The 24,803-nt window shown below is 72.7% G+C and carries 22 protein-coding genes and 1 pseudogene; 7 read left to right on the top strand and 16 right to left on the bottom strand.

Annotation, left to right across the window (positions count from 1 at the left end):
* Window positions 1-2: 2 nt before the first annotated feature.
* The 7 genes from ACZ514_RS04440 to ACZ514_RS04410 all read right to left on the bottom strand — a co-directional run bounded on the left by ACZ514_RS04440 (window position 3) and on the right by ACZ514_RS04410 (window position 7,547).
* Window positions 3-1,256 (bottom strand): ATP-grasp domain-containing protein, encoded by a 1,254-nt coding sequence (locus tag ACZ514_RS04440; protein ID WP_469124079.1) that lies wholly within the window; start codon window positions 1,254-1,256, stop codon window positions 3-5.
* Window positions 1,253-2,545, bottom strand: a complete 1,293-nt coding sequence (locus tag ACZ514_RS04435; protein ID WP_468162276.1) for an ATP-grasp domain-containing protein — start codon at window positions 2,543-2,545, stop codon at window positions 1,253-1,255. Before ACZ514_RS04435 ends, ACZ514_RS04440 begins: the two co-directional genes overlap by 4 nt.
* Window positions 2,542-3,780 (bottom strand): ATP-grasp domain-containing protein, encoded by a 1,239-nt coding sequence (locus ACZ514_RS04430; protein WP_468162278.1) that lies wholly within the window; start codon window positions 3,778-3,780, stop codon window positions 2,542-2,544. Before ACZ514_RS04430 ends, ACZ514_RS04435 begins: the two co-directional genes overlap by 4 nt.
* Window positions 3,777-5,090 (bottom strand): MFS transporter, encoded by a 1,314-nt coding sequence (locus ACZ514_RS04425; RefSeq protein ID WP_468162280.1) that lies wholly within the window; start codon window positions 5,088-5,090, stop codon window positions 3,777-3,779. The genes ACZ514_RS04430 and ACZ514_RS04425 overlap by 4 nt, the downstream gene beginning before the upstream one ends.
* A gap of 51 nt (window positions 5,091-5,141) precedes the next feature.
* Window positions 5,142-6,203, bottom strand: coding sequence for a PLP-dependent cysteine synthase family protein (locus ACZ514_RS04420; protein ID WP_469124078.1), 1,062 nt, complete (start codon window positions 6,201-6,203; stop codon window positions 5,142-5,144).
* A 151-nt stretch (window positions 6,204-6,354) separates the two neighbouring features.
* A complete protein-coding gene (gene epsC / locus ACZ514_RS04415; RefSeq protein ID WP_468162284.1) occupies window positions 6,355-6,966 on the bottom strand; it encodes a serine O-acetyltransferase EpsC in 612 nt (203 codons plus the stop codon).
* Window positions 6,966-7,547 (bottom strand): NADPH-dependent FMN reductase, encoded by a 582-nt coding sequence (locus tag ACZ514_RS04410; protein ID WP_469124077.1) that lies wholly within the window; start codon window positions 7,545-7,547, stop codon window positions 6,966-6,968. Before ACZ514_RS04410 ends, epsC begins: the two co-directional genes overlap by 1 nt.
* 418 nt (window positions 7,548-7,965) lie before the next feature.
* Here ACZ514_RS04410 and ACZ514_RS04405 point away from each other — a divergent pair, with 418 nt between their 5' ends.
* Window positions 7,966-8,583: a CAP domain-containing protein gene (locus tag ACZ514_RS04405; protein ID WP_469124076.1), complete on the top strand. Its 618-nt coding sequence runs from the start codon at window positions 7,966-7,968 to the stop codon at window positions 8,581-8,583.
* A gap of 114 nt (window positions 8,584-8,697) precedes the next feature.
* On the opposite strand, the gene ACZ514_RS04400 is transcribed toward ACZ514_RS04405, so the two are convergent.
* Both ACZ514_RS04400 and ACZ514_RS04395 read right to left on the bottom strand, forming a co-directional pair.
* Complete coding sequence (locus ACZ514_RS04400; RefSeq protein WP_469124075.1) at window positions 8,698-9,879, bottom strand: cytochrome P450; 1,182 nt, start codon at window positions 9,877-9,879, stop codon at window positions 8,698-8,700.
* Window positions 9,876-10,586: a cyclodityrosine synthase gene (locus ACZ514_RS04395; protein WP_468162292.1), complete on the bottom strand. Its 711-nt coding sequence runs from the start codon at window positions 10,584-10,586 to the stop codon at window positions 9,876-9,878. The genes ACZ514_RS04400 and ACZ514_RS04395 overlap by 4 nt, the downstream gene beginning before the upstream one ends.
* Window positions 10,587-10,952: 366 nt before the next feature.
* On the opposite strand from ACZ514_RS04395, the gene ACZ514_RS04390 reads away from it, so the two are divergent.
* Window positions 10,953-12,134: an MFS transporter gene (locus tag ACZ514_RS04390; RefSeq protein ID WP_469124074.1), complete on the top strand. Its 1,182-nt coding sequence runs from the start codon at window positions 10,953-10,955 to the stop codon at window positions 12,132-12,134.
* A 7-nt stretch (window positions 12,135-12,141) separates the two neighbouring features.
* Here ACZ514_RS04390 and ACZ514_RS04385 read toward each other — a convergent pair whose 3' ends face one another.
* From ACZ514_RS04385 to ACZ514_RS04375, 3 genes are read right to left on the bottom strand one after another with little or no spacing between them, the layout of a single operon-like run.
* Window positions 12,142-12,933: an amino acid ABC transporter ATP-binding protein gene (locus tag ACZ514_RS04385; protein WP_468163298.1), complete on the bottom strand. Its 792-nt coding sequence runs from the start codon at window positions 12,931-12,933 to the stop codon at window positions 12,142-12,144.
* 37 nt (window positions 12,934-12,970) lie between these two features.
* Window positions 12,971-13,771: an amino acid ABC transporter permease gene (locus tag ACZ514_RS04380; RefSeq protein ID WP_468162296.1), complete on the bottom strand. Its 801-nt coding sequence runs from the start codon at window positions 13,769-13,771 to the stop codon at window positions 12,971-12,973.
* Window positions 13,768-14,640 (bottom strand): ABC transporter substrate-binding protein, encoded by an 873-nt coding sequence (locus tag ACZ514_RS04375; RefSeq protein WP_469124073.1) that lies wholly within the window; start codon window positions 14,638-14,640, stop codon window positions 13,768-13,770. Before ACZ514_RS04375 ends, ACZ514_RS04380 begins: the two co-directional genes overlap by 4 nt.
* A gap of 664 nt (window positions 14,641-15,304) precedes the next feature.
* Between ACZ514_RS04375 and ACZ514_RS04370 the strand changes: the two genes are divergently transcribed.
* The 4 genes from ACZ514_RS04370 to ACZ514_RS04355 all read left to right on the top strand — a co-directional run bounded on the left by ACZ514_RS04370 (window position 15,305) and on the right by ACZ514_RS04355 (window position 19,611).
* Window positions 15,305-16,744 (top strand): glycosyltransferase, encoded by a 1,440-nt coding sequence (locus ACZ514_RS04370; RefSeq protein ID WP_469124072.1) that lies wholly within the window; start codon window positions 15,305-15,307, stop codon window positions 16,742-16,744.
* Between the two features lie 12 nt (window positions 16,745-16,756).
* Window positions 16,757-17,503, top strand: a complete 747-nt coding sequence (locus ACZ514_RS04365) for a PIG-L deacetylase family protein (RefSeq protein ID WP_468694538.1) — start codon at window positions 16,757-16,759, stop codon at window positions 17,501-17,503.
* Window positions 17,500-18,729 carry an MFS transporter gene (locus ACZ514_RS04360; protein ID WP_469124071.1) on the top strand — a complete coding sequence of 410 codons (1,230 nt, stop codon included), beginning with the start codon at window positions 17,500-17,502 and terminating at the stop codon, window positions 18,727-18,729. Before ACZ514_RS04365 ends, ACZ514_RS04360 begins: the two co-directional genes overlap by 4 nt.
* A 210-nt stretch (window positions 18,730-18,939) precedes the next feature.
* Window positions 18,940-19,611, top strand: a complete 672-nt coding sequence (locus tag ACZ514_RS04355) for a transcriptional regulator (RefSeq protein ID WP_468162304.1) — start codon at window positions 18,940-18,942, stop codon at window positions 19,609-19,611.
* A gap of 64 nt (window positions 19,612-19,675) precedes the next feature.
* On the opposite strand, the gene ACZ514_RS04350 is transcribed toward ACZ514_RS04355, so the two are convergent.
* From ACZ514_RS04350 to ACZ514_RS04340, 3 genes are all read right to left on the bottom strand, one after another.
* Entirely contained in the window at window positions 19,676-21,103 is a 1,428-nt protein-coding gene (locus tag ACZ514_RS04350; protein WP_469124070.1) for a nucleobase:cation symporter-2 family protein, read from the bottom strand.
* 287 nt (window positions 21,104-21,390) lie between these two features.
* Window positions 21,391-21,564, bottom strand: coding sequence for a hypothetical protein (locus ACZ514_RS04345; RefSeq protein ID WP_468162308.1), 174 nt, complete (start codon window positions 21,562-21,564; stop codon window positions 21,391-21,393).
* Window positions 21,565-21,748: 184 nt separating this feature from the next.
* Complete coding sequence (locus ACZ514_RS04340; protein WP_469124069.1) at window positions 21,749-22,414, bottom strand: DUF4360 domain-containing protein; 666 nt, start codon at window positions 22,412-22,414, stop codon at window positions 21,749-21,751.
* Between the two features lie 249 nt (window positions 22,415-22,663).
* On the opposite strand from ACZ514_RS04340, the gene ACZ514_RS04335 reads away from it, so the two are divergent.
* The gene (locus ACZ514_RS04335) at window positions 22,664-23,608 is read left to right on the top strand and encodes a nucleoside hydrolase (RefSeq protein WP_468694546.1); all 945 of its coding nucleotides are present in this window, start codon (window positions 22,664-22,666) and stop codon (window positions 23,606-23,608) included.
* A gap of 281 nt (window positions 23,609-23,889) precedes the next feature.
* Here the strand turns inward: ACZ514_RS04335 and ACZ514_RS04330 are convergent.
* Window positions 23,890-24,657, bottom strand: a pseudogene (locus tag ACZ514_RS04330) (IclR family transcriptional regulator domain-containing protein); the annotation flags it as partial.
* Window positions 24,658-24,803 lie beyond the last annotated feature (146 nt).

Here is a 24,803-nt window from a genome sequence, read left to right as displayed (position 1 = left end):
GGTCAGTCGATCACGATCTCCGTCTCGAACCGGGCGCCCAGCTCACGCAGGCGCCGCTCGCACTCCTCCCGCGTGGGCGCCGACAGTACGGCTGCCGCGAGGAAGTCGGAGGAGAGGGCGGCCTCTTCGATGACCTCGCCCGGTTCGGCGAAGACCCCGTAGAACTCCACCCAGGGCTCCTCGGGGGTGACCGGGATGGCGCGTACGGTGCCGGGCCGCTTCATCATCAGGACCTGGCCCGCCATGCGGACCGGCTCCAGCCGGGCGCCTTCGGCCGGCCCGGCCAGGACGGGCAGCCGCAGTCCCGTGTGCGCCCGCACCGCCAGTTCGACCGGGTGCACCCCGAACACCGCGTTCAGCACCTCCCGGATCCGCGCGCCGGCCGGGCGTGAGGCGACCTCGCAGACGACGAGGCGGTCGTCGGGAGTGTGGAAGACCTCCGCGTGGAAGCAGTAGTCCGCCGGGCCGCCGAGGGCGTCGAGCGCCTCCTGCGCCACCTCCAGCAGCCGCGGGGTCAGCGGGTCCGAGGGGGCCAGCGTGAGGTCCACCCGTGCGCCGGGGTCGGCGCGGAAGGAGGAGAGGTCGTACTGGTACTGGGACGGCCACGCCATCACCGTGCGGCCTCCGACGACCACGCCGTCCACGTGGCACATCCGGCCCGGGACGTACGCCTCGGCCAGCAGGTCCTCCCGGGGCGCGGCGCCGGGCGGGAAGGCCTCAGCGAGGTGCTGTTCCAGCTCGTCCGCGGTCGTGACGATCCTCAGCCCGATGGAGCCGAAGCCGTCCCGGGCCTTGAACACGAGCGGCAGGCCGTGCTCGTCCGCGAAGTCCCGCGCCGCGTCGGCCGTGCCGGGCAGGGCGTGCGGGGCGACCTCGATGCCGGCCGCCTCCAGCCGTCGCTTCATCAGCAGCTTGTCCCGGAAGGGCAGCACCTCCTCGGGCCGCTGCCCGGGCAGGCCGAACTTCTCCCGCAGCCGGGCCGCCCGCAGCAGGTCCGCCTCGTGGGGGGCGATGACGTGGGTGACCGCGTACTCCTCGGCGAGTGCGAGGGCGACGTCGTCGAGGAGGTCCTCGTCCTCGAAGTCGTCGAGCACGACCAGCCTGCGGTAGCCGCCGTCGCCGTCCGGGACCTGTTCGCGGGCGCCCTCGATCCGGTCGCGGGCGGCGATCACCACCACGCCGCCGTCGAGCCCCGCCAGCCAGCGGTCGTACGGGAACGGGCCGAGGGGGAAGCGGTGCAGTACGAGCGCGGTCACGCCGCCACCTCCAGCTCTCTGGCGCCGGCCGGGACCGGGGCCGGGGTCACGTCGATGCGGATCCGCCCGGTCAGCCGCTCGCACAGGGCGATCGCGGCGTCGGTGTCGGCGGCGGTCACCGCGGCGAAGCCGAGCCGGTCCCAGTTGTCCCGCAGCGGGCGCACCGTGTCCCCGGGCCCGACGGAGACCTCCACGGCGAGCACGTCGGGGCGGGCGGCGACCTCCTCGACGCCGGAGACGGCCGTGACCGTGCCGGGGTCACGGAGCACGAAGCGGGTGCAGGCGCCCGCGCGCGCCGGCGGGGGCTCCGTGAGGGCCTCGACCAGGCCCAGCGGCCAGGCGACTCCGTAGCCGAGGAGGTCGATGCCGTAGGCCGCCTCGACCAGTTCGTTGATGTGGCCGCCGCCGACCCGGTTGTGGGACTCGATGACGACGGGGCCCCGGGAGGTCAGCCTCAGCTCGGTGTGGCTGGGTCCGTCGGTGACGCCCATCGTGTCGAGGAAGTCCTCGACCGCCGCCGTGATCCGGGCGTGGGCGTCCGGTGTCAGACGGGCGGGCAGGGCGTGGCCCAGCTCCGCGAAGTGGGTCTCGTCGACGAGCTTCTCGGTCACCGCGATCACCACGTGGCGGCCGGCGAAGCTGAAGGCCTCCACGCTGAACTCGGGCCCGTCGAGGTAGGACTCCATCAGGAACTCGGTGATCTTGTAGAGGGTGGAGCCGCGGTCGGTGTGCCGGCCGCGCAGCTCCTCGATCCGCTCCCAGGTCGCGTCCAGCTCCCCGGGACCTCCGACGCGCAGGAGGCCGAAGCCGGCCGTGGCGTCGGTGGGCTTGATGATGAAGGGGTAGCCCGCGAGGGCGGCGAAGGCGTCGAGGGAGGCGCGGTCGGTGACCCGGTCCCAGTGGATCGACAGCTTGCCGCGCTCGGTGAGGTGCCGGCGCATCAGGAACTTGTCGCGCATGCGGCGGCTGGCCTCGGGGCCGGTGCCGGGGAAGCCGAAGTGGGCGTTGAGGCGGGCGGCCATGTCCAGGCCGGCCTCGGTGAGGGAGGCGACCGTGTCGAAGCCCCAGACCTGCCGGGCGGCCTCGGCGAGCGGCCGTACGGTGTCCCAGTCGGTGTAGTCGACCATCAGCAGGGCGTCGGCGAGGCCCGTCTGGTAGGCGTTGATCTTGTCGGGGTGCTGGAGGAGCACCACCCGGACGCCCAGCGCCTTGGCGCGTTGGAGGTGCTGGTCCGTGGCGCCGACGAGCAGCAGGGTACGGTCCGCGGCGCGCGCGGTCGGGGCGGTCATCGCAGTGCTTCCTTCGGGGTGGGCGTGGTCGTGGTGCGCAGTGCGGTGCGTGCCGCGGCGATCCGTTCGGCGGCTCCGGAGGGGGTCGGGGCGTCGACGACGGCGTAACCGTGGCGGGTGCCGGAGTCGGTGGTGCGGGGCAGGACGTCGCCGGGCGCGTACGGGAAGTGCACGCCGTGCACGTGGTCGAGCGCGCGCAGTCCGTCGAGGCCCTCGACGGACTCCAGGCGCCCGGCGGGCAGCTGGAAGAAGCCGATGGAGGCGTACCGGTGCGGTGCGGGGACGGTGACGTCCTCGCCGGCCAGGCCGCGGAAGATCGCGGCCTCCAGGTCGTAGCCGGTGGCGACCTCCACGAGCAGCGGGATCCGGTCACCGCCGAGGCGGGCCTGGGATTCGACGATCCGCGGGCCGGCCGGGGTGAGGATGACCTCGGTGTGGGCGGGGCCGAAGGCGTAGCCGGTGAGGTCGAGCAGGGCGGTGACGGTGTCGCGCACGGCCTCGGCGTCGGCCGGGTCGAGGGGGGCCGGGTGGATGTGCCCGGTCTCCACGAATCCGGGCGGTCCGCTGGTCTGCTTGGCGGTGATGCCGACGACGTGGTGGGTGCCGCCGACGGTGAGGGTCTCGACGCTGAACTCGGGGCCTTCGAGGAAGTCCTCGATGACGAAGGGGCCTTCGAAGCCGCCCGCCTTGACCCGCTCGGTCCATTCGGCGAGGTCGCCGGCGGTGCGGACCAGTGCGATGCCCCGGCTGCCGGCCGTGTTGGTGGGCTTGACCACGGCGGGCAGTCCGAACCCGGCGAGCAGCGGCTCCACGTCGGCGAGGGTCTCGGCCCGCCGGGCGCGGACGACGGAGACGCCGGCGGCGTTGAGCAGGCCGCGCATCGCGTGCTTGTCGTTGAGCAGCCGTACGGATTCGGCGGTGTTCGGCGACAGGCCGAGGGCCTCGGCCTCCGCGAGCACGGGGGCCATGGTGGCCTCGCTGCCGAGGTGCAGGACGTACTGGACGTCGTGCTCGAGCGCCGTCCTGGCGACGAGGGCGCGCAGGGCCGCCTCGTCCGTGAAGTCGACCAGGAACAGTTCCCGCGAGTGCGCGGCGACCGCGTCGAGGTAGTCGGGCGGGCGCAGCGCCGGGTCCCAGATCGACCAGACCTGGAATCCCGCTTCGACGGCCTTGCGTACGAGCTGTTCGTACGGCATCACCATCAGGATGCGGACGGGATCGCGGGGCGGGGTCATGAGGTGGCTCCGTTCTGGGCCGGCGCGGTCGCCGGCGGGGCGGCCGGCCGCTCGGCGGCGGGGTCCCGCTCCGCGGCGCGGCGGGATCCGCGCAGCGGCAGCAGGGAGCGGTAGACGAGGATGGCGCCGAGGCCGAAGGCGCCGTAGAGGATGCTCATGCCAGCCGGGGAGAGGAAGGCTCCCACGGTCACGCAGACCGAGCCGATGAGCAGGCCGATGCGGGGCACCAGGCCGTAGGCGGCGAGGTACTTGGTGCGGGCCGCCGGGTCCACCAGGTCGGCCAGGAGGGCCTGCTTGACCGGTACGTTCGCGATCTCCCCGAGGGTGAAGACGACGGCGGCGGCGATCAGGATCCAGCCGTTGTCGCTGACGGCGAGGACCATGTGGCCGGCGGTGAAGAGGGCGATCCCGGCGTAGAGGCGGACCCGGTCGGACAGCCGTCGGAACATGCTGCCGGTGAAGAGGGCGAAGCCGACGACCAGGACGGTGTTGACCGCCCGCAGGATGCCGAGCATGGCGACGCCGTCCACGGAGGGGAACCAGCGCTCCAGGCCGGCCAGTGCCTGTTCGGGGAAGTCGTCGGCGAGGCGGACGGCGATGTAGTAGCCGATCTGGACCTCGATGGCCCGGGTGAGGAGCGCGGCGCCCACCAGCCTCAGGAACACCCGGTCCCGGGAGACGGCGAGGTAGCCGCGGAGCATGGCGGGGATGCCGGAGGCCTGGTCACCGGCGGATTCGGGGGCGCTCTCGGCGATCCGCCACCAGGTGACCAGGGCGGTCGCGAGGGAGAGCGCGGCCGCGGCCGTCAGCAGCAGGGCGAAGTGCTCCCCGTAGAAGAAGCCGCCGATCAGGGCGCCGACGGTGAACGCCATGTTGATCGACCAGTAGTTGACGGTGTAGACGAGCCGGCGGTTCTCGGGGGTGGAGACGTCGATCATCATCGCCTCGGCGGCGGGCGTGGCGGCGCTGGCGAGGCAGGTGTTGAGGAGGAAGAGGAGGAAGGTGGCCGCCCCGGACTGCCACCAGGGCGAGTTGGCCAGGGCGAGCAGGGCGAAGGTGAGCGCCGCCCCCACCTCGCCGGCGACCATCAGCGGCTTGCGGCCGTGGACGTCCGCGAGGTGGCCCCCGACGAAGTTGCTGGCGATGCCCGCCGCGGCCACGGCCATGGTCAGCACGCCGGCCGCGGCCGCGCCGTACAGCGTGGCGAGGTGGATGACCATCAGCGGCATCAGCATGATGCCGAGCATCCGCTGGACGAATCCGATGCCGAGCCGCAGCTTGATGTTCGGATGGAGCTGACGGAAGTTCACGCCGGGTTCCTTCGGGGGTGGGGGGCGGGTGGGGCGCCCGGGCGCGGACGGTCAGGACTTGGCGGTCAGGGCCGGAGCCGGGTCCGGGACCGGTGCGGGCGCCGGGGCCGGGGCGGGGGCGGGGGCGGGGGCCGGTGCGGGGGCCTGCTGCTGGACGGGCCGGGCGGCGGGGGCGGCCTCGTTCCAGAGGCTGAGGTAGCGCTCGCCGGTGTCGGGCAGGATCGTGACGATCGAGGCGCCGATGTAGTCCGGGTGCGCGGCCAGCCGGGCGCAGGCGTGGGCGACGGCGCCGGAGGAGACGCCGACGAAGATGCCCTGCCGGCGGGCGAGCGAGCGGGCGCCGGTCATGGCCTCCTCGTCGGTGACGGTGACGACGCTGTCGATCAGGGAGACGTCGGTGGTGGGGGCCACGAAGCCGCCGTTGAGGCCCGGGATCCGGTGCAGGCCGCCCGTGCCCTGGGACAGCACCGGCGAGTTCTCCGGCTCGACCGCGACGACGCGGATCGACGGGTTCTGCTCCTTGAGGTACTTCGCGACGCCGCTGAGGGTGCCCCCGGTGCCGACGCCGCAGACCAGTACGTCGATCCGGCCCGCCGTGTCGGCCCAGATCTCGGGGCCGGTGGTCTCGTAGTGGGCGCGCACGTTGTCGCTGTTCTCGTGCTGGCAGGCGAACCAGGACCCGGGGGTGGCCGCGTGCAGTTCCTCCGCCCTGGCGATGGCTCCGGGGTAGCCGGCGTCGCGGGGCGTCAGCACGACCTCCGCGCCCAGGGCCTTGAGCAGGGCGATCCGCTCGGCGGTGGCACTGTCGGGCAGCACGATGACGCAGCGGTAGCCGCGGGACGCGGAGAGGGCGGCGAGGGAGATGCCGGTGTTCCCGGAGGTCGCCTCGATGACGGTGCCGCTGCCGGGCGTCAGCTCGCCGCGCTCCTCGGCGGCGCGCAGCATGGCGAGGGCGGCCCGGTCCTTGCTGGTGGACATCGGGTTGGCGGACTCGAGTTTGGCCAGTACCTCGGCGCCCGGGGCGGAGTCGTCGAAGTGCAGTCGGATCAGCGGGGTCGAGCCGACCAGGTCCGCGATGCTGTCTGCGATGCGGCGCGTCTCACGGCTTTCCACGTGTGCTTCCTCACAAGTCAGGTCGTACGGCTGCGCGCCGGGCGGACGGATGCGGTCCGCCGGGCCCGGTGCGGCGTTCGTGTGGGGGGGGTGTCCGGCAGGGCGCCGCGGGACGGCGGCGGTGCCGGGCTGAGGGCGGTGCGGTGCGCGGCTACCAGGAGCCCGCCGAGGCCGTCATCGCGTACAGGTCCTCCATGGGCTGGGGCCGCTGGCCGACGGGCTTGATCACCGCGGTGGCGGCGAGGACCCGGGCGCCCGCGGGCACGTCCTTGTTCACGAGGGCCTGGGCTCCGATGACGGCGTGCGCGCCGATGGTGACCGGCCCGAGGACGGTCGCGTTGGTGCCGAGTACGACGTGGGCGCCGACGACCGGGTGCCTGCGGTCCCCTTCGGGCCGGTTGTTGTCGCTCCACCAGCCGACCGCTCCCAGGGTCACCTGGTGGTAGATGGTCACGTCGTCCCCGACGACGGCGGTTTCGCCGATCACGACGGCGGCACCGTGGTCGATGAACACCCGGCGGCCGAGCACCGCTCCGGGGTGGATCTCCACCGAGGTGCTGCGGCGGGCCTTCCACGCGATGAGCCGCGCGATCATGCGGTGTCCGCGCAGGTGCAGCCGGTGGGCGATCCGGTGGGCCCAGAGCGCGGGGAGGGCGGCGTGCAGGAGGGCCTCGCGGCGGTTGCGCATGGAGGGGTCGCGGGCGACGACGACCTCCAGGTCCTCCTTCATGATCCGGAACAGGCCGGGCTTCGAGGCCGCCATCAGACCAGCACCTCCTCGCGGTCGCCGGCCACGGCGAGTTCGGCGATCAGGGCCCGGGTCAGGCTCTCCAGCCGGGTGACGAGCCCGGCGTCGGTGTAGCGGCCGTCCTCGGAGGCGAGCGTGCCGGCGCGGGCGACGGCGACCGGCTCGTGCGCGACGACGCGCGCGCCGCAGCGGGTGAGCACGCCGATCAGTCCGCTCTGCGCGTCGAGACCGCCGCGCGCTCCGGGAGAGGCGCTGGTCACGGCGGCCGGCTTGCCGGTCAGCGGGCTCGGGCGGTCGCCCTGCGCCCGGGACAGCCAGTCCAGGGCGTTCTTCAGCGCGCCGGGCATCTCGCCGTTGTAGGAGGGGGTGCTGATGAACAGCGCGTCGGCGCCGGTGACCAGCTCCTTGGCGGCGCGGACGGCGGCCGAGCCGTCGGTGCGCTCCAGTTCGGCCTCGTAGTGGGGCAGCTCGCCGACGGGGAGCAGCACGCTCTCGTGCTCGCCGGGCAGGTTCCCGAGGATGTGGCGCACGGTGGCCAGTACGGCGGTGTTCGCCGAATCGCCTCGGGTGCTGCCGGATATCAGAACGATCTTCACTGGTGGAACTCCTTCTCCTCAGCCTTCCGGTCGGCAGGCCTTCGACTGGTCGGGACTCACGCCTGCGTTCCGGGCCTCCCGGTCCTGCCGCTCCGCCGCGCGGGCCTGGGGCGCGGCGGCCGGGCACCGGGGTGCTCGAGCGGGATGGTCCGGCCCCGCGTCCTGGTCGTAACCGTGTCAGCTCGAACCGATGCCGTGCTCGACTGCGGCTCGCGCCCCGGCGGAGGGTCGCTCCAGGCATAGCCGCGGGGTGCCGGGAGGGTGGTCGGGGAGGTGGAGGAGGTGGGGGTGCGGATGCGGGGAAGCGCCGCGCCGCGCGGGCCCGATGGTGATCAGGGGCCCCCGGTGCCAGGCTGGAGGGAGCAGCCACAGCTGAGGCTCCCCCGGACCTGTTCGCGTCAGCGGGAGGTGGAAGCCCATGAGGATCCGCACGTCACGCAGCCGTACCCGGAGGCGTACTCGTACCGCGCTCCCGCTGGCCGTGGCCTCGGTGCTGTCCGCCGCGCTCGTGCCGCTGGCCGCGCCGTCCGCGACCGCCGTGAGCTGCGACACCGCGGCGGCCGCCCGGCCGCCGGGCGGCGGGCTCCAGGAGCGGGACGCGGTCCTGTGCCTCATCAACGCCCAGCGCACCCAGCGCGGTCTGCCCGCCCTGACGGGCGACCAGGCCCTGACGGACGCGGCCCGGCAGCACTCCGCCGCGGCCGTCCAGCTGAAGTGGTGGGGGCCCTGGAAGGATTCGCACACCAACCCGCGGACCGGCTCCACGCCGCAGAGCCGCGTCATGGGCGCCGGCTACTGCCCCCACCCCCGGTCCTGGGGAGTCTCCGAGATCACCTACAACGGCTGGGGCGGCTCGGGCACCCCGAACGCCGCCGTCAAGTGGTGGATGAACAGCCCGGGTCACCGCGCGATCATCCTGGACGCCTCGCTGCGCCAGTTCGGCGGTTGGGCGCGGGCCGGTGCGGCCGACCCGGCCGGGGCGGGCGCGAGCGGTGCCGGAACGTACGTCGTGGACTTCGGCCGCTGCCTGCGCTGAGGCGGCCGGGCAGGCGGCCGGGGAAGGCGGGCACGCGTCGGCCGTCCGTGCGGCTCCGCCCGCCGGCGGAGCCGCACGGACGGCCTCCGTACGGTGGTGGTCAGACCGTGCCGGTCACCACATCACGGGCAGGCGCTCGGGCAGGCGCTTCATGAAGCCCGTGCGCCACACGAGCTGCTCGACCGGGACGGCCAGCCGGATGCGGGGCATGGCCTTGAGGAGGGCGAGCAGCGCGGTCTCGGCGTGCTTCTTGCCGAGGGCGGTGGCCGGGCAGTAGTGCGAGCCGCCGCCGAAGGAGAAGTGCGCGGAGGAGTTGGGGCGGTTGAAGTCGAGGCGGTGCGGGTCCGGGAAGACGGCCGGGTCGAAGTTGGCGCCCTCGGGCAGGACCAGCACCAGCTCGCCCGCCTTGAGCCGGACGTCGCCCAGGGTCGTGTCCTCCATGACCAGGCGCGGCAGGCCGTCGCCGATGGACAGGTTGATCCGCAGCAGCTCGTCCACGGCCTGGGGCATCAGCTCCGGGTGGTCGGCGAGGTGGTCGGACTCCTCCGGGTGGGTGAGCAGGGTGACCAGCGCCATGGCGAGGAAGCCGGCGGTGGAGATGACGCCGGCGCCGAAGAGGGTGACGCCGACCGTCGCGAACATCTCGTCGGTGACGTGCTCGTACCCCTCGGTGCCGCGCAGCCGGGCGAGGTCGCCGATGAGGCCGTGCTCGGTGTCGTCGAGGCGCTCCTTCATGTACGCGATGTCGCGGTCCCAGTTCAGGCGCGCGGCCGGGATCTCCCGGGCGCTGTTCATGAACGCGATGGGCAGGGACTCCGCCAGGCGCGGGGCGGCGTCGTGCGGGATGCCGAGGATCTGGCAGTGCATCGCCTCGGAGAAGGGGTCGGTGAACATGCTGCGGACGTCGACGGGGGCGCCGTGCTGGAGCATCCGCTCGACCAGTCCGGCGGCGTGCTCGTCCATCCACGCCTGGAGTCCGGGGGATTTCGGGTTGATGGCCTTCATGACGGCCTTGCGCAGGCCGGCGCCGGTGATGTTGCCCATGTTGTTGACGACCTCCGGGGGGATCGTCAGCGCGTACTGACGGGGCACGCCCGGGTCGGAGGTGTTCTTGAGGCTGAACCGGTCGTCCTCGAGGACCTGCTTGACGAGCTCGTAGGAGGAGACCAGCCAGGCCTCCGCTCCGGCGATGGTGCGGACCTTCGCCACGGGGGGCAGTTCGTCGACCTGGGCGGGCAGGTGCGTTCCGTCCCACGTGAAGGGGAATTCGAGGATCGGCTCCGCGTGGGTGGTCACAGCTGGTCTCCTTCGGTGGCGGGGGTGACGACGGCGTGGCCCTGGTTGCGGGAGGCCCGCAGTCCGGCGCCGCGCGAGTAGAGCAGGTCCGCCATCGGCAGCGCCTGGTGGTAGCAGTTCAGCGACGAGGGGACGCCGAGGATCGCGGGGGTGTCCAGGAAGAGCGGCGCTTCGGCGCACACGTAGTCCAGGCAGACGGCCCGCTGGTGTGCGGTGGCCTGCTGGCCCCCGAGGACCTTCGACGACAGGAAGATGTCGACGAGTTCGTTGCAGGTCTGGGCGAACGCCGGGTCGGTGTGCAGCCGGTCCAGCAGGTCGGCGTGCATGCGGTCGTAGGCGGGGATGCCCTGGAGCGAGGACATCGGTCTGCCGCGCAGCCGGGTGCCGGACGGGTCGATGTCGGCGACCGCGTTGGTCACCTTGGCGCGTACGCCGCGCAGGTTCTTGACGGTCTTCCGGCGGGCCTCGTCGGGGGGATAGCCCATGGCCTCGTACATCTCGGCCACGTGCAGGTCCGTGTAGATGAGGTCGGCCTGCGCGAAGTTGTCGAGCGCCCACTCGGCGAGTGCGTGCACGCGCTGGGCGGAGAAGTAGGAGTTGCCGGGGGAGATGCCGATGACGGCGTGGTCGCCTTCGTCGGCGATGACCTGGCAGTGCGGTGTGTACGCGTCGACCCGGAAGGCACTGGTTCGAGTGGCTGTTGTCATGGGAGTGGTCGCATCCCTGTCGCCGCGATTCCCCGCGCGGACCCCGTGTCCCCAGGTGCGGCGGCGACGAGCTGAAGCTATACGAACACGCGAGCCACCGGACGATTACCGTGGAGTTCGTCTCGGTTACTGAAACCGCATGTTGCCCCAGTCAACCGCAACGGGCTGTGAGCGCGTCGATCCGGACGGTAAAGTGACGTTCCGCCACGTCCGCTGGCGCGTCGGCCCTTTCGGAAGCAAGATTCCGTTTTGAGCGGTATCAGGGCTTCCGCTGTTCCGGCGGGGTGTGTGCCGGGCGGGCGACGCCCCGGCGATTCGGGGCGCCGGGGCCGGACCGCTGGTGGAGCCGGGGTTACCGTCGGCGGCATGGACCGGATGCGCCGGGGGTGGCGGCAGTGCGTGCTCGGCGGGGCGGTGTTCGCCGTGTGCATGGCGGGCACCACGCTGCCGACCCCGCTCTACGGCCTGTACCAGGAGAAGTTCGGCTTCTCCGAGCTGACCGTGACCGTCGTGTACGCGGTGTACGCCTTCGGGGTCATCGGGGTGCTGCTGCTGGCCGGCAACGCCTCCGACACCGTGGGCAGGCGGCCGGTGCTGCTGGCGGGGCTGGGCTTCGCGGCGGCGAGCGCGGGGTGCTTCCTGTGCGCCACCGGGCTGGGCTGGCTGTACGCGGGGCGGCTGCTGTCCGGGCTGTCCGCCGGCCTGTTCACCGGGGCCGCCACGGCGTACGTGATCGAGTCCGCGCCGCCGGGCGGCGGCGGCCGGGCCACGTTCGTGGCGACGGCCGCCAACATGGGCGGGCTGGGCTGCGGTCCGCTGCTGGCCGGGCTGCTCGCCCAGTACGCTCCCGCGCCGCTCCACCTGCCGTTCACCGTGCACCTCGCCCTGGTGGCGGCCTCGGTCGCCGTCCTGCTGGGGCTCGGGGAGACCGTACGGCAGCGGGGGCGGGCGGCCGGCGTACGGCCGCGGCGGCCGGGGCTGCCGGCGCCGGTGCGGCCGGTGTTCGGGCCGGCGGCGACCGCCTCGTTCGTGGGGTTCGCGCTGTTCGGCGTGTTCACCTCCGTCAGCCCCGCGTTCCTCGCGCGGTCCCTGGGGGTGCACAACCACGCGGTGAGCGGGCTGGTCGTCGCGCTGGCCTTCCTCGCGTCCACCGCGGGGCAGCTGGTGGTGGGCCGGGTCGGCGCCCGGCGTTCCCTGCCCCTGGGCTGCGCGGGGCTCCTCGGCGGGCTGGCGCTGCTCGCGGGGGCGCTGTACTGGGACCTCCTGGTGCTGGTGGTGCTGAGCGCGCTGGTCGGCGGCGCCGGTCAGGGGCTGGCCTTCCGCGGGGCGCTGTCCGTGGTGGCGCGGGCGTCGCCGGCCGACCGGCGCGCCGCGGTGATCTCGACGCTCTTCGTGGTGGCGTACACGGGCATCTCGGTGCCGGTCATCGGTGTGGGCGTACTGGTGGAGCCGATCGGGCTGGAGGGCGCGGGCCTGGTGTTCATCGCCTGCATGGCGGCCCTGGTCTCGGCCGCCGGGGTCTACCTGGTGCGCCGTGGCGACAGGTGAGGGGTGATCAGGCCTCCGGCGGCGTGCCGTCGTCGGCCGGCGCCTCGACCGCCGCCGGGTCGAGGATGCGGTTGAGGAAGTTGCGGGTGCGTTCCTGGCGGGGGCGGGTGACGACCTGTTCCGCCGGTCCCTGCTCGACGATCACGCCGTCGTCCATGAACACGACCCGGTCCGCGACCTCCCGGGCGAAGCTCATCTCGTGGGTGACGACCATCATCGTCATCCCCTCCCCCGCCAGGACCCGCATCACCGACAGCACCTCGCCGACGAGTTCCGGGTCGAGCGCCGAGGTCGGCTCGTCGAAGAGCATCACCTCGGGTCCCATCGACAGGGCTCGGGCGATCGCCACCCGCTGCTGCTGGCCTCCGGACAGCTGGGCCGGGTAGGCGTCCGCCTTGCCCGCGAGACCGACCCGCTCCAGGTTCTCCCGGGCGACGGCGGCGGCCTTCTCCTTGTCCGTGCCGAGGACCCTGCGCTGCGGGAGGGTGAGGTTGGCGGTGACGCTGATGTGCGGGAAGAGGTTGAACTGCTGGAAGACCATGCCGATGCGGCGGCGCGCGGCGTCGATGTCGACGTCAGGGTCGGTGAGTTCCGTACCGCCGACGAAGACCTGGCCCCGGCTGGGCTCCTCCAGCAGGTTCACGCAGCGCAGCAGCGTCGATTTGCCCGAGCCGGAGGGGCCGATGACGCACACCACCTCGCCCCGGGCGATGTCGAGGTCGATGCCCCGCAGGACGTGGTTGTCGCCGAAGGACTTGTGCAGTCCCCTGATCTCGATCTCCGGGCGGTCGCTGCCCATCGTGTTCCCCGTTCCCGTCGTCTGTGGCATCGCTTCCTCACGTGGCCTTGTCGGCGCGGGCCTCGAGCCGGCGGACCACGAAGCCGAGCGGCACGGTCACGAGGAGGTAGCACAGGCCCGCGACGAGGATGGGAGTGGAGTTCGCGGTCTCGCTCGCGAGGTCGCGGCCGAATTTCGTCAGTTCCCGCTCCTCCAGCGTCACGCCCAGGAAGAGCACCAGCGAGGAGTCCTTGAAGAGGAGGACCAGTTCGTTGGTGAGCGGGGGGATGACGATGCGGAACGCCTGGGGGATGACCACGGACACCATGGCGCGGCCGTGCGAGAAGCCCAGGGAGCGGGCCGCTTCCATCTGCCCCTTGGGCACGGCCTGGATGCCGGCGCGGATCGTCTCCGCCATGTAGGCGGCGGCGACGAGGCCGAGGCCGAGCGCGACCTTCCCGTACGTCCCGCCGGGGATGGCGGTGCCGGGGAAGGCCAGCGGTACCGCCACGCCGACGAAGATGAAGATCAGCAGCGCGGGCAGGCCCCGGAACAGTTCGATGTAGACGCTCGCGACCCAGCGGTACGGGGCCACCGAGGACAGCCTCATCATGGCGATGACCAGGCCGAGCACCAGGCCGAAGAGGAACCCGGAGAGGGTGTACACCACCGTGTTCCGCAGGGCGATGGTGATGATCTTCGGGAAGAGCCTGAGCGCCAGGTCCGTCTGGGCGAACTGGTTCCGCAGCCGGTCCCAGTCGGCGAGTACGCCGACCAGGACCAGCGCGGCCGCGAAGACCGCGTACTGGACGCCCTGCCAGACGCGGCGCCGCTGCCGCCGGGTGAGCCGTGAGGTCACGACGCGGCCTGGGGCAGCGGGCCGATCCACTGCTCGTAGGTCTTCTTGTAGGTGCCGTCGGCCTTGGCGTCGGTGATCACCTTGTCGATCGCGGCGAGCAGGGCGCTGTTGCCCTTCTTCACCGAGAAGCCGTACTTCTCGCCGGTCTCGATGTTCTGGCCGAGGACGAACGCCGAGGCGTTCGCCGGGTCCTTGAGCCAGCCCTGGACGACCGGGTAGTCGATGACGACGGCGTCGACCTGTCCCGTGCGCAGTCCGTTGAGCACCGCGTCGGAACTCTCGAAGGCGACGGGGTCGAAGCCCTGCGCCTTGGCGTAGCTCTCGCCGGTGGTCTCGGCCTGCGCGCCCAGTTTCTTCGCCTTGGCCTTGACGTCGGCGAGGGAGGTGATGCCGCTCTTCTTCGTGGAGAGCAGTGCCTGGGTGGCGTCGAAGTAGGGGACGGAGAAGTCGACGTTCTTCTTGCGCTCGTCGGTGATGGTCATGCCGGCGGCGGCGAGGTCGCACTGGCCCGAGTTGAGGAAGGCGCCCGTCTTGAAGTTTTCGAACGGGGTGTCGAGGATTTTCTGTTCGACTCCGAGCTTCTTCGCGACGAGGTCGATCAGGGCCACGTCGAAGCCGACGACCTTGCCGTTCTGCTCGAACTGGAACGGCGGGTAGGGCAGATGGGTGCAGGTGGTCAGCTTGCCCTTCTCGACGACCTGTACGCCCCCTGCCGCCTCCCCGGGGCCGCTGTCACCGGAGGAGCAGCCCACGGCCAGGAACACGCCCGCCGCGGCGGCCGCGGCGGCCAGGGCGCGCGGACGCCGGCGGGAGGGGTGGCGGTGGGCGCCGTCGCGGTGACTGCGGTGACCTTCGGCCGTCCGGAACACGGTTGACCTCCACGGGTGCAGGGGGGGAACGGCGGTCGCGGGAGGAGACCGTCCGTCGAGATCGTAAGCCCCGGCGGCACACCGGCAAGGGACCATTCGCGATGCGGCGCGAACCGTCCGGCCGTACGGAGCCACCCATCGGAAGAAGTCCCGGAGGAAAAGGGCGCATGACCTCCACGCTGCGTTCGCGTAAGCGCTCCGTCAACGGATCCGCGTTCCTGGCGGCGGACCGCTCATCGCACTCCGCGGAAATGCCCTGATGGGAGCCCCGGCACGGACCCGAACGGCGACTGCGGGGCTTCTCCGCGCGTTCGCTACGTGTGCGGGAACACATGTCGCGGCTGTGGACCTCATGCCAGGATCGGGGCGGGGCGACGCGGATTCCTTCATATGCCGACACTTCCTCACTTCCCCGGTCGCCCCCGACCGTCATGGGTGCGGGGACCGCCCTGCGGCCACACCGGGCCGCGGGGACCGGAATTCGACCATGAGTCGAGCGGGTTTCCCCTCACCTTCCATGCCCGACACTCCCGGGAAGGCGAATATCGTGACACGTCTGCGCCATGGAAACAGGTTGTTGCACAAACTCTCGGTCCCCCTCGGTTCCCGCCCGCCGGGGAGGGCCCAGTCGGCCCGGGGAAGGCGATTACCGGGCCCCCGGCCGGTGGCCGCGCCCGCTCCGGTACCGGCCGTACCCGAGGTGGAGCTGCCCGGCACGCCACTGGACTGGATCGAGCCGTTCGTCGGCGCCGAACGGACGGAAACCGTACGGGACACCCTGCGCGGAGTGCGTGAGCTGCTCGACGGGCGCGCCGTATGGCACATCAGTGACAACCCGGTACGGGGCGGGGTGGCCGAACTCCTGCGGGCCAATCTCCCCTGTCTCGCGGGCGAGGGCATTTCCACCCGCTGGGCCACTCTCGGCGGGCCGCCCGAATTCCGCGCTTTCACCAAGTCCCTGTACTACCGGCTGTGCGGAGTGGCTCCGGGAGCCGAGGGCGCGGACCTCGAGCGGGGCCGCCGGCTGTACGAACGGATATGCGCGGAAACCGCGGCGCGGCTCGTCCCCGCCATGGACCGGCGTTCCATCGTCGTCCTCCACGACCACCAGACGGCGGGACTCGTCCCCCATCTCCGCGAAGCGGGCTGCACCGTGCTGTGGCGCGCCCATGTCGGCACGGCACTGCGGGAGGACCTCGCGGCCCCCGGATGGGAATTCCTGTACCGCTACATTTCCTCCGCGCATTGCCACATCACCTCTTATCCCGGAGTCCTGCCCGCCGGACCGCCGGCGGTGGACCTCCGTGTCGTCCAGCCGTCCATCGACCCGCTCTCCCCCAAGAACATCCCGCTGCACCCGGACGTGGATCCGTCCCGCCTGCTGGCCGGCGCGGGGCTGATCGAGGAGGCCGGCGGCGCCCCGCGGGGGCGGCACCCCCTGACCGACCTCCTGGTACGCCACCCCGCGCGCGTGGTGCGCGCCGGCGGACCGGCCCCGGCGGACGCGCCGCTGGTGACCCAGGTGAGCCGCTGGGACCGGGTCAAGGACATCCCGGGGGTGATCAGGGGCTTCGCCGAGTACGTCGATCCGGCCTTCGGCGCGCACCTGATGCTGGTCGGCCCGGATACCCGGGGCGACCGGCAGGCCGAGCAGGTCTTCGCCGAGTGCCGCCGGGCCTGGGAGGACCTCGGCCCGCGGAGGCGGCGCGTCCACCTCGTCCAGGTGCCGACGGACAACCGGTCCGAGCACGCACTGACCGTCAACGCCGTCCAGCGCCACTCGGCCGTGGTGATCCAGAAGAGCCTGGCCGAGGGCTTCGGCCTGACCGTGTCCGAGGCGGCCTGGAAGGGACGGCCGGTGGTGGCCGCCGCCGTCGGGGGGATCCGGGAACAGGTCGAGCACGGCACGACGGGGCTGCTGCTCGCGGACCCGCGCGACCTGCGCGGGCTCGGGGAGGCCGTCAACCGGCTGCTCTCGGACCGGGACTACGCGCGGGAACTCGGCAGGAACGGCCATCAGCGCGTGCTGCGGCGCTTCCTCACCGACAGCAGCGTCCTCGGCTTCGCGCGGGTCCTCGCGGACGCCGCCCAGCGCTACCGGTAAGGAGGGACAGCAGTGCGCATCCTGGCCGTCGGGGCCCATCCCGACGACGTCGAGCTCTTCTGTGCGGGGACGCTCGCCCACTACGCCCGGCAGGGGGCACGGGTCACCGTCGCCATCGCGACCAACGGTGAACTCGGCTCCCGCACCCTGCCGCCCGACCGGACGGCCGCGGTCCGCGAGGAGGAGGCGCGGCGGGCCGCCGGCGTGCTCGACGCGGAACTGCTCTGGCTCGGGCAGCCGGACGGTTTCCTCTTCGACACGGCGGACACCCGCCGCCAGATGGTGGAGGTGCTGCGCCGGGTCCGGCCCGGTCTCGTGTTCGCCCACCACCCCGACGACTACCACCCCGACCACCGGGCCGTGAGCCGGCTGGTCGGCGCGGCACGGCTGCTCGCCCGGGAGCCCGCCCTCTCCACCGGGAGCCCGGCCACGGACACGGTCCCCCCGCTCTTCCACATGGACACCCTGCTCGGAACGAACGGGGGCACCCCGGACCTGTGGGTGGACATCACGGACACCATGACGGTGAAGGAGGCGATGCTGGCCGAGCACCGCAGCCAGAACAGCTCCCGCAAGGAGCGCAAGGGCGCCGACTTCGTGGACCTGACGCGGCAGCAGGCGGCACACCGCGGACGGGAGGCCGGCGTCCGGTACGCGGAGGCCTTCACCTGCGCGCCCTCCCATCCCGCCACCTCGGTGCACGATCTGGTCCCGGAGGGCACGGGCCTCCGCCTCCCGGTCCTGCCCTCCCCGCGGTGAGCGGCGCCGGGGGCCGGGGTACCGCCGCCGGGGGCGGGGGCGCGCTCTACGCGGTCTTCTTCCTGAACGGGATCGTGCTGGCGAGCTGGGCCCCGCGCATCCCCCAGGTGAAGGAGCAGCTGGGACTCTCGGACGGGCAGCTCGGCACGGCCCTGCTCGGGGTGGCGCTGGGTTCCGTACCGGCCATGCCCGCGGCCGGTCTGCTGGTCAACCGCTTCGGCAGCCGGCCCGTGGCCCGGTGCGCCGCCCTCGTCTACGCCCCGGCCATCGCGCTGCCCGGGCTGGCCGGCTCCATGACCGGCCTGATGCTGGGGCTGGCCGTCCTGGGCGCGTCGGTCGGGGCGCTGGACGTCGCCATGAACGCCCACGCCGTGGACCTCGAGCGGCGCAGCGGCCGGGCGAGGCTCTCCTCCTTCCACGGCCTGTTCAGTGCCGGCGCGCTGGCGGGTGCGCTGCTCGGGACCGCCGCCGCCGGCGCGGGGGTGGCCGCGCGTACGCAGTTCACGGTGTCGGCGGCCGTCGGGACGGCCGCCGCCGGGGCGGCGGTGGCGGCCCTGCACCGGGCGGCGCCGCCCGCCCCGCCCGGGCGCCGGGCGGCGTCCGGCCGGCCGGCATCGGGCGTCCGGCGCCGGGGTGCCGGCCGGCTGCTGCCGCTCAGCGCGCTCGGTCTGTGCGTACTGCTCGTGGAGGGGGTGGTGACCGACTGGAGCAGTGTGTACCTGGCCGACGCGCTGGGCGCCGGCCCGGGTCTGGCGGGTGCCGGATACGCGGCCTTCGCGCTGGCCATGACGGCCGGACGGCTCGGCGGCGACCGGACGGCCGGGCGTTTCGGTCCCGTACGCGTCGTGCGCTGCGGGGCGCTGCTGACCGCGGCCGGGGCGGTGGTGGCCCTGGTGTCGGGACACCCGGTGGCCTCGGCGGTGGCGTTCTGCGCGGTCGGCCTCGGGATCTCCGCGTCCTTCCCGCTGGTGGTCAGCGGGGCGAGCCGGATCCCCTCCGCCGCACCGGGGACCGCGGTGGCGACGGTGTCGACCACCGGCTACTTCGCCTTCCTCGCCGGTCCGCCGCTGATCGGGTTCCTGGCGTCCCACAGCAGCTTGCGCATGGCCCTGTTCCTGGTCCCGGCGCTCGCCCTGGCGGCCGCGGCGCTCGCTGCCTCCCTGTCCCCCAAGCAGTCCGACGACAAGATTCCGCTTCCACGAGAGGACACACCAAGCAACCATTGATCACTCCAGAAACTGCCCACCATAGCCTTCTAATTCAAGGATCGGAGTCGGACTCAACCTTCCGAACATCTGTTACTGTGCCCGCGCTTGGTGTTCGTTCAGCATTCCGTTTCTCCTCGGGCGCGGGCCGTTCGAGGGTTGTCGCGAGGTGGCGTGTACGTGTACAGCACTCCCTTTTCCCCCACCGAAGCCCGATCCGCGCGCGCCCGCATGGGACTGAGCACGGTTCAGGTGGCCGAGGCCATGGCGGCCTGTGGCAGCCCCGTCCACCCCGCCATGGTGGCGGCGTGGGAGCAGGGCTCCCACGTCCCCTCCGACCAGCACCTCTTCGCCCTCGCCGACGTGCTGTGGTGCGACGCGGCCACCCTGATGGGGACCGCGCCGAGGACGCTCCCCGAGTTCCGGCTGGCCCGCCGGATCACGGTGGAGCGGCTGGCGTACCGGCTGGGCATGGACCCGTCGGAGTACCGCGCCGCCGAGGGGTCGGGGCACTGGCACGGGGACTCCTGGCAGACGAGGGTCCTGGTGGAGGCCCTGGGCCTGTCCCTGCGCGCGCTGACCACCATCACGGGCCGCGGGCGGGAGCTGGAGGAGCACCTGCGGTCGGCGGTCGCCGGGCGGTGGAAGGCCCACGTCGACCCGGTGGCGGAGATCGTGTCCGTGGACGCCACCAGCGTCGGCGACGCGCTGCACACGATGCACACGGAGCTCGCCGCCTTCTCCGAGCGGTACCTGGGCCACCTGGTCGCCCGCAACGACGACTCCAGACTGAAGGAGACAGCGGCGGAGCGGTCCGCCTACCTGCGCCGGCTGACCGACCACTTCTGGGAGCTGATCGGCGAGCACGGCGAGGCCCCGGCACAGCCCGGGGCGGGCGGCTGACGCGGATCCACGGGCGGCCGGGCGGGCCGGGAGGGCACGGTTCCCTTCCCGGCCCGCCCGTGCGTCAACGGGCCGCCGCCGCGAGGGAACCGGGCGGGCCGTCCTCCCCGAGGTCCTCCCAGTCGATCTCGCTCGTGCCGCGGCTGGTGAAGACGTTGAAGAGCAGGTTCAGCAGGATGGCCGTGAGGGCCCCGAGGGTGATCCCGCTGTCGAGCACGGCCCGGACGTCGTCCGGCATGCGCTCGAAGAAGGGCTTCACCGTGGTCGGCAGCAGGGCCGCGCCCAGACTGACCGCCAGGATCAGGGTGTTGCGCTCCTCGCGCAGGTCGGCCTTGGCGAGGATCTGGATGCCGACGGCCGCGACGATGCCGAACATGGAGACCGCCGCTCCGCCCAGCACCGGGTGCGGGACGGAGGCGACCAGGCTGCCCGCCTTCGGCAGCAGCCCCAGAGCGATCATGAACAGGCCCGCCGCGACGACGACGTAGCGGCTCATCACCTTCGACATCCGGACGATGCCGATGTTCTCCGCGAAGGCCACGTACGGGAAGGAGTTGAGGACACCGCCGAGGACCGTCGCCACGCCGTCGGCGCGCAGGGCGCGCGCGACCGTGTCGGCGTCGACCTTCTTGCGGGTGATCTCCCCGATGGCGTAGACGTCGCCGGTGGTCTCCACCATGGTGATCAGCATGACGACGAGCATCGCGGCGATCGGGAGCAGTTCGAAGCGCGGCATGCCGTAGTGGAAGGGCGTGGTGACCCCGATCCAGTCGGCCTGCGCCACGGGGCCGAAGTCCACGTCGCCGAAGAGCCAGGCGACGGCCGTGCCGGCCACGAGCCCGAGGAGGACGGCCAGGCTGCTGAGGAAGGGCTTGCCGACGCGGACCAGCGCCAGGACGAAGAGCAGGGTGCCCAGCGCGTACGCGAGGTTCCTCGCGGACCCGTACGCGGTCGTTCCCACGAGGTGGGCCCCGCCGGCCGCGTCCTGCAGGGCCACCGGGATGAGGGTGATGCCGATGACGGTGAGGATCGTGCCGATGACGACCGGCGGGAAGTACTTCACCAGCCTGCTGAAGAGCGGCGCGAAGGCGAAGGTGGCGATGCCCGCCGTGATCACCGCGCCGTAGACGACGAGGAGGCCGGCGGTACCGCCTCCGGCGCCCAGGCCGATGGCGATCATGGGGGAGACCGCGGTGAAGGTGACTCCCTGGACGAGGGGGAGCCGGGCGCCCGTCCTCCCGATGCCGAGGGCCTGGATGATCGAGGCGATGCCGCAGGTGAGGAGGTCCGCGTTGATGAGGTGGACCAGTTCCTGGCGGGTGAGTCCGAGTGCGTTGCCGAGCAGGACGGGGACGATGACCGCCGCCGCGTAGAACGCCAGCACGTGCTGGAAGCCGTACAGGGCGAGTCGGGGGAAGGGGAGGAATTCGTCGACGGGGTGTATGCCCCGTCGGGTGGACTGCCGGGAGGACTGTCTGGTGGCTCTTGCCATCTCTGCCTTGCCTTCACGAGGTAGGTGAATGAGAGGGCCGCCGCGCTCGGGCCCCGGGTGGCGGGGCGGGCGCAGGCCGGCTCGCATGGAGCCGACGTCGGGCGGTGTTGCCGACAGCACGTCGCTCTGGATGCATTTACGTCCCGGATTGGCGGGACATCCTTCGATCAGCACCCGGATCCATGACTGGACATGGGATCCGAAGGGGACGCGACCGGAGGGGCGCTCACCATAACCAAAGGGCGGGTTTCCTCGCGAGTAACCGAGCTTCCGCTTCCCGGGCGGGCTCAGCGCCCGGACGGCCGGGACGCCTCGGAGGGGGCGGAGGGCTCGGCCCCGGGGGCCGCCGGCACCTCGGGCTCCTCCAGGTCCTGGAGACCGGGGAAGCGGTAGGGGTCGAGCGCCCACTGCGGGGTACCGGTGGAAAGGCCGTAGGTCGGTGCGGCGTTCATGGTGCTCATCAGACCTCCCGGTAGTGGAGTCATCACTGAACGTCATGACTCGTTACTTTCTGCTTCCGGTTGCCGGATGGGGTCATTCCCACCCGAATGTCGCCAATGGCATCTCTTCACACCGGCCCCCCGGCATGCCGGGGGGCCGTGCCCGGCGCGTCCCGGACACGGCCCCTCGCCGTCAGACCGGGTGTCAGCGCCGCGCGGGGCACGTCTTCCAGGAGAAGTGGTACACGGTGTTGAAGCTGCCGTCGGTGGAGTCCATCGCGAGGAAGCTGGTGGTGTTGGCCGTGTCGGAGGAGCCGGCGTTGGCGCGCAGCTCGGTGTTGATGTTGAGGTTCCGCTTGGCCCCGCAGGGGTGGAAGACCAGGGCCTCGACGGGCACCGCGTCCGTCACCTGCCAGTTGCCCTTGGCGGGGCCGTTCAGGGTGTGGCTCCGGTGGGCCGTCTGGGACATGCCCTGGAAGTAGTAGCTGGCGTTCTGGGTGGCGCTCGCGCCGGGCTCGATGCTGGCGAAGCCGCGGTAGTCGGCCTTGGCGATGGCGTAGGTGTAGCCCTGGGGCACGTTCACGCGGAGGCCGAGCTGGCAGTTCTTGCGGAAGTCGGTCGCCTTGGCGTCCTTGCCGACCTGGGCGAGGTACTCGCTGTAGGTCACCGTGAAGGCGGTGTTGTCCTCGGAGACCGCCACGGTGGCGGTGCCGGGGCGGCAGCCGGAGCCGTTGACCTGGACCACGTCGACGGTGATCTGGCCGGGAGGCGCGGGGGCCGGGACGGAGGGGGTCGCGGCACCTGCGGAGGGCGCCAGGGCCGCAGCGGCGAGCGCGGCGGCCGCGCCGGCGGTGAACACCGTTCTGAGCATGGGTTGTCCTTCCGATCGCTGCTGTGCGTGATCGGCACGAACCGTTCCACACTCCCCCGCGCCATCGGCGCAGGCGCGGCAGCGGCCATCGCCGCCACCCCCGTCCGGGGGAGTCGGCCGACCATCACACCGCCCGCCGGGGGGTCTGCGTCCGCCACGCCCCCGCGGCGTTTTTGGCTCGTAAGGAGCGGCCCGCGCGGGCTCCCGGGGGCAGACTGGGCGGCCCAGGCCCAGGAGGAGGACCAGCGCGTGCCCGTACCGATCATCATCGACTGCGATCCCGGACACGACGACGCACTGGCGATCATGCTGGCGGCCGGGGATCCGGGCGTCGACCTCCTCGCCGTCACCACCGTCGCCGGCAACCAGACGCTGGAGAAGACCACCCTCAATGCCCGCCGGGTGCTGACCCTCGCCGGCGTCACGGACGTGCCCGTCGCCGCCGGCTGTGACCGGCCGCTGCTCCAGCCGCTGGTCGTCGCCGCCGACGTGCACGGCGAGTCCGGTCTGGACGGGCCGCAGTTCCCGCCGCCCACGGTGGGCGTGGTGCCCGAGCACGCGGTGGACCTCATCCACCGGATCCTCCTCGAGCACCCCGAACCGGTCACCCTGGTGCCCACCGCCCCGCTGACCAACATCGCCCTCCTCCTGACCCGCCACCCCGGTATCGGCTCCCGCATCCGAGAGATCGTGCTGATGGGCGGTTCCGTGGGGCCGGGCAACCGCACACCGGCGGCCGAGTTCAACGTGTACACCGACCCGGAGGCCGCCGCCGTCGTCTTCGGCAGCGGGGTACCCGTGACCATGTGCGGGCTCGACGTCACCCACCAGGCCCTGGCGACGCCCGAGAGGCTGGCCCGCTTCGAGGCCCTCGGCACGGAACTCGGCTCCGTCTGCGTGGAACTGCTCACCTACTACGCCTCCACGTACCGTCTGCTGTGGGACATGCCCCACGCGCCGCTGCACGACCCGGTGGCGGTGGCCCGGGTGATCGACCCGGCGATCGTGGGCTGCGTGGACGCCAACGTCGTGGTCGAGCTCCAGGGCCGCTACACCCGCGGGGCCACCGTGGTGGACCTCCACGACTACGTGGGCCGCCCGGTGAACGCGCGGGTCGCCACCACCCTGGACGCGGACCTGTTCTGGGACCGCATGGTCGGCGCGGTGGCCGCCCTCGGGGCCCGCCGCGCATGAGGCGGCCCCGGCCGCGACCGGGCGCCCCGGACCGACGCGCGGCGCGCGGAGGGGGCCGACGCGCGGCGGAACGGGCCGGCCCGGATGTCCGGGCCCGCTCCGGCGCGTCGTCGTCCTGACCGGAGGCCGGCCCCCGTCCCCGGGGGCCGGCCGCTCTAGACGGTGGTGGAGAGGAAGGTGGGCAGGGGAGCCGGTTCCGCCGCGGCGGGGCCGGTCCACGGCAGGCCCGGGGCGGCGGGTGCGCTCCGCACCGGTACCGGGTCGGGCCGGGCGCTGCCGGCCACGATCAGGGCCAGTAAGACCGCGGCGGCCTCGCTCTGCAGGATCCGGGCGGCCTGCCTGAGCCGTGCGGCGTCGGGGACGGGGATGGAGAGGGCCACGCATTCGGCGTTCGGGCCCGAGGTGATCGGGACGGCCGCGCAGACCGTGCCGATGGCGTACTCCTGGAGGTCGAGCAGCGGGGCGTTGGGCCCGCGCGTGTCGAGCTGGTGGAAGAGGGCCTTCTCGCTGGCGAGGGTGTGGCGGGTCAGCTTGGACATCTGGTGGCGGTCCAGGTGGTCCTTCCGGTCGTCGTAGTCGAGTTGGGTGAGCAGGGCCTTGCCGACGGCGGAGGCGTGGGCGGCCGACCTGAAGTCGACCCACTCCTCGACGACGGGTGTGCCCGGGCCGTCGGCGTACTGGGTGATGGAGACCTCGCCGTCGGTGTAGCGGGCCACGTAGACGGCGGCGCCCACGGCGTCACGCACCCAGGCGAGGGTCTCCTTCAGGTGCCCGCGCCCCTCGCCGCCCGCCGCGTCGGTGACCAGCAGGGCGCCGCCGGCGATGTAGGCGTCGGGCCCGGTGGGGGTGGCCAGGTTGGCCCGGAAGAGCTGCTCCACCGCCCGGGCGATCACCAGCTGCGGCAGTTTCGTCTCCCGGGCGATCTGGGTGAGGCTGACACCGCCCGAGAACCGGTTGATCACCTCCAGGACGCGCAGCGCCTGGTGCACGGACTCCAGCGCGGCGGGCGCCGGCTGTCCTTCGGGGGTCTTGCGGGCGGCGTGCGTCAGGTGCGGCTGCTTGAGCGCTTCGAGCGCCCACGCGTTGGCCTCGCCGGTCAGGTACAGGGGGTTGAGGCGTGCGTGGTGGGCCACGGCCACGGCGACCGGCGGACCGGGGGTGAACACCTCCCCCAGGTCGGGGTGTTCGGTGTGGG

This window comes from Streptomyces sp. NPDC034086, assembly GCF_055575515.1.
The sequence above is the reverse complement of the archived record's forward strand: the minus strand, read 5'-3'. Positions and strand labels throughout refer to the sequence as shown.